At 65.7% G+C, this 6,728-nt stretch carries 4 protein-coding genes; 3 read left to right on the top strand and 1 reads right to left on the bottom strand.

From position 1 onward, the window contains the following. The first annotated feature begins 380 nt into the window (after positions 1-380). From ABIB38_RS23925 to ABIB38_RS23935, 3 genes are all read left to right on the top strand, one after another. Complete coding sequence (locus ABIB38_RS23925; RefSeq protein WP_429207283.1) at positions 381-833, top strand: hypothetical protein; 453 nt, start codon at positions 381-383, stop codon at positions 831-833. Positions 834-995: 162 nt separating this feature from the next. Continuing rightward, positions 996-2,471: a DUF2868 domain-containing protein gene (locus tag ABIB38_RS23930; protein WP_429207285.1), complete on the top strand. Its 1,476-nt coding sequence runs from the start codon at positions 996-998 to the stop codon at positions 2,469-2,471. Further along, positions 2,468-4,000, top strand: coding sequence for a DUF3482 domain-containing protein (locus ABIB38_RS23935; RefSeq protein WP_429207286.1), 1,533 nt, complete (start codon positions 2,468-2,470; stop codon positions 3,998-4,000). The genes ABIB38_RS23930 and ABIB38_RS23935 overlap by 4 nt, the downstream gene beginning before the upstream one ends. Here the strand turns inward: ABIB38_RS23935 and ABIB38_RS23940 are convergent. Next, positions 3,975-6,092, bottom strand: a complete 2,118-nt coding sequence (locus ABIB38_RS23940; RefSeq protein WP_429207288.1) for a TonB-dependent receptor family protein — start codon at positions 6,090-6,092, stop codon at positions 3,975-3,977. The genes ABIB38_RS23935 and ABIB38_RS23940 overlap by 26 nt on opposite strands. Between the last annotated feature and the right edge of the window lie 636 nt (positions 6,093-6,728).

The raw sequence follows: 6,728 nt of genomic DNA on the forward strand, positions 1-6,728 counted from the left end.
TGATAGTGCTGCAACCAGTGTGAAAGTAGGTTATCGTCAGGCTAGTTATATAGAAAAACCCCACCAGGTGATCCTGGTGGGGTTTTTTGCTTTTCAGTCTAGATCGCGCTCTTGAAGACAAGGAAATTCGCCAGTGGGATGTATCCGAAAGCAAATAGGATCATCGTCGATTCCGATCGTCAGGTGCAGCGCCAGAACCCTGCCGAAGTGGTGAACGCGATCAGGGATATCCTTGCGAAGCACAGGTCAGGGCACTGCGCAACAACAGTTGCACGCGCTGCGTAGGGCGAATCCCACAGTCCACCGAAACGTTCTCTGATACTTCCTCCGTCCTCCCACGCGCATGATCGAAGCTCTTGTTCAGTAAGCGGAGGATCGCAATGAAGTCGAAAGAGAAGATCAAGGGCGGAGACAACCGTGCACGCGGTATCGCAAAACCAAAAACGTTGATGGTTGCCGAGGGCAGCCTGCAGTCGAGGGCGCCCGGTTACGTCATGCCGGGCGGGCTCGACACGCCTTTCCCGAAGGGGAACACCGGATCCATGCAAGCGGACTCGTCTGGACGTGGCCAACGCGCCGGCGCCGGTTCGCAGAGCGGCGGCTGGAGCGCGCGCCAGCAGGCGCAGCGTATGCAGGCGCGCGGCGAGCAGGACCGCCTCGGCGAGTCGCGGCAATCCGGTCACGGCATGGAGCAGTACCAGCAGGCCGGGTCCCAGGAGTCTCCGGTCGGTCCCGATAAATCGCGACAAACCGGCAACGGCGCCGCCAACCAGCAACGGCAGGGGCGCCCTGACGAACCGGCGTCGGATGCCGGCAGCAAGCGCAAGGGCTGACAAAACCAGGACTTTGAGCGTTCACGAATACAACTGACCCGGGCCTGGCCCGGGTTTTTTGTTATCGGAGCAGGACACACGGTGAGCCATCCCACTGCCAGCCCACGTAAATCTGGTGCACAATGCCATTAACGACATTGTCATTTCATCCATAGGAGAAGCATGAACGAACAGGTCGCACGCAACGTCGTGCTGGTGCGCTCGATTGAATACGCCGACGTTGCCCACACGGTTCTGAGCGACGACGATCGCATGTTCGCCACCCGCAGTGCGCGCGAGCTCGCCGCCTGGCAGGCGGCGGACAGCCATATGGCGGTGAACCAGCATCACTTCCTGCAGCAACGCGCGGAACAGATCCTCAAGCGCCTGGGCGAACGCACGCCGGCCTTCGGCGCCTTCGCCCGGCGCGCTCCCGGCATGGGCGGTATCTGGATCGCGTTGCCATTCCTGGCCTTTGTGCTTGGCGCCGCGCTCGACCGCATCGCCGATCCGCACCGCGTCGACCTGCTGTCGGCGCCGCTGCTGGCGATCGTCGCCTGGAACCTGCTCGTCTATCTTGGCCTGCTGGTCTGGGCCATCGTACCCGCCGCGCGCCGGCGCAAGAGCGGTACGCCGCTGCTGCGCCGCCTGAGCGTGGGCAAGGCGGTCGCGCCGCGCAAGCTGCCGACCGCGCTGGCCGAAGGCGTCGCCCACTACCTGGCCGATTGGGCCGTGCTGAGCGAGCCGCTCACGCGCGCGCGCCTGGCCCGTACCTTCCACCTGGCGGCCGCCGGCTTCGCGCTCGGCGCCGTCGCCTCGCTGTATGCGCGCGGCCTGCTCACCGAATACGTCACCGGATGGGAGAGCACCTTCCTCGATGCGCAGCAGGTGCACACGCTGCTGTCATGGCTGTTCACACCCTCGCTGACCGTGTTCCCGTTCCTGCAGGGCTTTACGTTGGCCGAGATCGAGCAGCTGCGCTTTGGCGGCGGCGCCGGCTTGCCGGTCGGCGACCGTTGGGTCCACCTGTATGGCGCGACCCTGCTGCTACTGGTGATCCTGCCGCGCCTGGTGCTGGCACTGGTCGCGGGCATGCGTGCGCGCCATCTGAAACGCCACTTCCCGATCGATCTCGACCAGCCTTATTACCGCAAGCTGGCCGACAGCATCGGCGCCGGCGCCCCGGCCGTGCTGCGCGTGATTCCCTACAGCTACACGCTCGACGAACCGCGCGACCGCGGCCTGTGGGCGATTGCCGCCGCAGCCCTGGGCGGACAGGCGCGGGTGCAGTTGCTGCCCCCGGTAGGGTATGGCGTCGAGCTCAAGGACGCCTTGCGCGACACGACCCTGAAGGAGGCCGGCATCACCGCGACCACGGTGCTGTTCAGCCTTGCCGCCACGCCCGAGAAGGAAAACCATGGCGCGCTGCTCGACTATCTGGTCAAGCGGGTGCCGCGCGGCGTGGCCGTGCTGCTCGACGAGTCGCCGCTGCTCGAGCGCATCGGCGAACAGGTCGGCGGCGAGCGCGTCGCCGAACGCCACGCGCTGTGGCGCCAGTTCTGCAGCTTCCACGGCGCCTCGGCCCATGTGGTCAACCTGCTCCAGCCCGACAAGCACCCGCTTGAACTGGGCGCGGGCCTCGCCCTGGAGCTGCGATGATCGCGCCCGCAAAAATCCAGTTCGCGCTGGTTTCGCACACCAATAACGGCAAGACCACGCTGGCGCGCACCCTCGTTGGGATGGACGTCGGCGAGATCCGCGACGCCGCCCACGTCACCCAGATCTCGGAAGGCTATCCGCTCCTGAGCACTGAGGAGGGTGATTCGCTGGTGTTGTGGGACACGCCGGGCTTCGGCGATTCGGTGCGCCTGCACAAGCGGCTCGCGCTGGCCGGCAATCCGATCGGCTGGTTCCTGCGCGAGGTGTTCGACCGTTACCGCGACCGCCCGTTCTGGCTCAGCCAGCAGGCGCTGCGCGCGGCCAGGGAAGAGGCGGACGTTGTGCTGTATCTGGTCAACTCGTCCGAATCGCCGCAGGACGCCGGTTACCTGCCGCCCGAGATGAAGATCCTCGAATGGCTCGGCAAGCCGGTGGTCGTGCTACTCAACCAGGTCGGCCCGCCGCGTCCGGCCCAGGAGGAGCTGGCCGAACCCAAGCGCTGGAAGCAGCACCTGGCGCAGTACCAGGTGGTGAAGGAAGTGCTGCCGCTGGACGCCTTTGCCCGCTGCTGGATGCATGAACACGTGTTCTATGAATCGGTGGCGGGCCTGATCGACGAGGAGAAGCGCCCCGCCTACGCGCGCCTGCTGGCAGCCTGGGCCGAGCGCAACCGCGTGCGCTATGCGAGCGCCATCAACATGAGCGCCGAGCAGATCGCGGCGGCGGCGCGCGACAGCGAGCCGCTGGGCGAAGAACGCACCGGCATGCTGCGCACGGCGCTGAAGGCGGTCGGCATCGGCAAGGACGAGCAGCGGCGCCAGGATCTCGCGATGGCGGCGCTGGTGCAGCGCCTGAACGACGGCATCAACCACGCGACCGCGCGCATGCTGTCGCTGTATCGCATCGATCCGGGGCAAGCGGTGAACGTGAACGCCCGCGTGCGCGAGAACTTCGCGGTGCGCGCGCCGGTGGACAAGGCGCAGGCCGGGCTGCTCGGCGCGGTGGTGTCGGGCGCGGCGACCGGCCTGTCGGCCGATGCGATGGCGGGTGGCCTGACCCTGGGCGCCGGCGCGCTGTTGGGCGCGATCGCCGGCGGCATCACCGCGGCCGGCGCGGCCTGGGGTTTCAACCAGGGCACGGACCGCAACCAGGCCAATGTGAAGTTCGCCAATCCTTTCCTGCAGACGCTGCTGACGGGCGCCATGCTGCGCTACCTGGCGGTGGCGCACTTCGGAAGGGGGAGGGGAAATTATGTGGAGAGCGAGGCGCCGCCGTTCTGGCAGGCCGAGGCCGAGCAGGCGCTGAGCGCGGTCGGCATCGATGGGGATCGCCTGTGGCAGGCGGTGCGCGAAGCGCCGGACCTGGGCGCCGCCACCAGGCTGGTCGAAGCGGTGCTGGCGCCGGCGGTGACGGCGACGCTCGAGCGCCTGTATCCCGACGTCGCGCTGCCGGGCGCGCCGGCGCAGGCAGCGCCGGCAGCGCCGACATCGGACAAGGACGCGGTTACCGGAACTGGTACTGCGCGCTGACGCCCAGGATCCAGTTGCGGCCCGGCGCCGCTTCGTAATAGCGGCGATTGGTGTCGCCCACGATGACGGACCCCACGTAGTCGCGGTCGAACAGGTTGTTCAGGCGCGCGAACTGGCGCAGCTTCCAACCGCCCAGCTGCTGGCTCGCCTGCACGCGGGCGTTGACGATCGCATAGCCCGGCGCCGGCGTGGCGCTGTTGGTGTCTTCCGCGTACACCTTGCTGTTGGCGATGGTCTCGAGCGCCGCGCCATAGCGGCCGGCCGCTTCCTTCCAGCCGAATTCACCATAGAAGCTGGTCTTCGGCAGGCCGGGCAGGCGGCTGCCTTTCGGTACCGCGCCAAAGGCTTCGTCGTAGACCGCGTGCAGCATGCTCAGGGCCAGGCGCGCGTTCCAGCCGGCGCCGAGTTCGGCGTCCACCGACAACTCGCCGCCCTGGCGCAAGGTGGCGCTGGCATTGCGGTAGCTGGTGCGTCCACCCGACGAGGCGTCGACCACCAGTTCGTCCTTCGTCTTCACCTGGAACACCGCGGCGTTCACGCGCACGCCGCTCGCCACCATGGCCTTCACGCCGGCTTCGAGATGGGTGCCGATCGCCGGTTCGAGGGCGAAGTTGAAGCCGCCGCCCGTGCCCGAGTAAAACGATTCGTTCATCGTCGGCGTCTCGAAGCCGCGCGCCGCGCTGGCATACACGTTCAGGGTCGGCGACACCTTGTACAGCACGCCCACCAGCGGCGTCGTGTGGCGGAAGTCGGCGCCGCCGCTATCGTCGCCATTGGACAGGTAGCGGTCGTTCACGTCGAAGTCCACGCGGCTGTGGCGCACGCCGCCGCTCAGCACCCAGCGGTCGCGCTCCCACTCGACCTGCACGTACGGATCGACGCTGGTCACCTCGTTCTGTTCGTCGCGCCGCAGGTTGCCCTTCACGCCGAAGGTATTGCCGACGAAGTTCTCGAAGCCCTGGCGCGCATCCTTCGAGCGCGCCAGTTCCAGGCCGGCCGTGGCGCGCATGGTGCCGCCGGCGAGCTGGCGCACCGCGCGCCAGTTGGCGTCGATGCCGTAGAAATCGCGATCGAAGTCGATCACCCCGCCGGAGTGGCTGCTCGGCGCCTGGAAGCCGCGCGAGAACGACTGGTACTGGACGACGCGGCGGTTGCCGCCGTAGGCGGTCACCTGCAGGCGGTCGGCGCCGAACCTCTGTTCATACGTCGCGCCGAACTGCTGGTGGTCGATGCTCTTGCGCGTGTCGTAGCGATCGGCCAGCGTGCGCTGGGGCGTCTGGGTATCGGTCGTGTCGATCTCGCCCGCGCGCGGGTCGCGCTGATAGGTGGCCCAGGTGACGCCGAGCGGGTCTTGCGTATCGTCCTGGCGCAGGCCGCTCGCGGTCAGCACCAGGCGGCTGGTCGACGAGGGTTCGACCACCAGCTTGGCATAGGCCTGCTTGCGCGTCGCCGCGCTGTGATCGCGGTAGCCGTCGGTCTCGAAACGCGAGGCGTCGAGCAGGTAGCCGATGCCGCCGCTGCGGCCGGAAGCATTGGTGTCGAACTTGCGCTGGCCATAGCTGCCGCCGGTGAAGCTGGCTTCGACCGTGGGCGTATCGGTCGGTTCGCGCGTGAAGAGCTGGACCACGCCGCCGGAGTGGTTGCCATACAGGGCGGACATGGGGCCGCGCAGCACTTCGATGCGCTCGGCCAGATCCAGGTTGAAGGTCGCGGCCTGACCCTGGCCGTCGGGCATGGTGGCGGGGATGCCGTCCGCCACCAGGCGCACGCCGCGCACGCCGAAGGCGGAGCGGGTGCCGAAGCCGCGCGAGGAGATCTGCAGGTCTTGCGCATAGTTCTCGCGATTGCGCACCACGATCCCCGGCACGGCGACCAGTGCTTCGGACGCATTGACGCGCATCTGGGTGTCGCCGATCTGCGCGGCATCGACCACGTCGATTGCGGCTGGCAGGTCGAAACTCGTGTGTTCGGCGCGGGTGCCGCTGACCACGACCACGTTCATCGGGTCGCGAATCTCTTCGGCGAGGGCTGCCAGGGGCCAGCAGGCGCAAACGGCGGCGATCGCAGTACGGCGCAAGACGGTGTGCTTCATTTTTTCTCCATGAGTGCGTAGCAAGCGCGGGACGGTAGGCGCCTTGCCAATCAGCCAAGGAATATACCTTGCAAGGGAGTCTTACGTGCGCACGGAAAAAATCCAGCAACCTGATGGACGGGTGAATGGCTGAGGCATGTCTCGTTCGGGGCCCCTTGCGCAACCCTGTCCGGGTTTGCTATAGTTCGCCTCCGCTTCGGCACTGGCCGAAAAATGTTAACGTAATCAAGTGGTTACGTTGGCAAGGTTGCAGAGAAATCTGAGGCGAAGCGAAATGAGGGGTTGACGAAAAACGAAAAACACTTCATACTCTCTTTCCTCTGCTGCTGACGAACACAACGCTTCGAAGCAAACGGCAGATGCAGTACCGGATAAAGTTCTTTAAAAATTAACAGTCGATAAGTGTGGGCGTTTGATGAAGGTGCCAAGAACTTCGGTTCTTGCATACTTAAATTATCAAATGTTCGCACAAAGTATTAAACGTTGCTTCAGCAATGAAGTGACGGTCAGTATTTTGAGTGAGCGACTCGGTTAGCAATAACCGATGACTCGAAAGAGTCAACAAACAGAGATTGAACTGAAGAGTTTGATCCTGGCTCAGATTGAACGCTGGCGGCATGCTTTACACATGCAAGT

The organism is Massilia sp. UYP11, from assembly GCF_050434805.1.
Classification (GTDB): Bacteria; Pseudomonadota; Gammaproteobacteria; order Burkholderiales; family Burkholderiaceae_D; genus Telluria.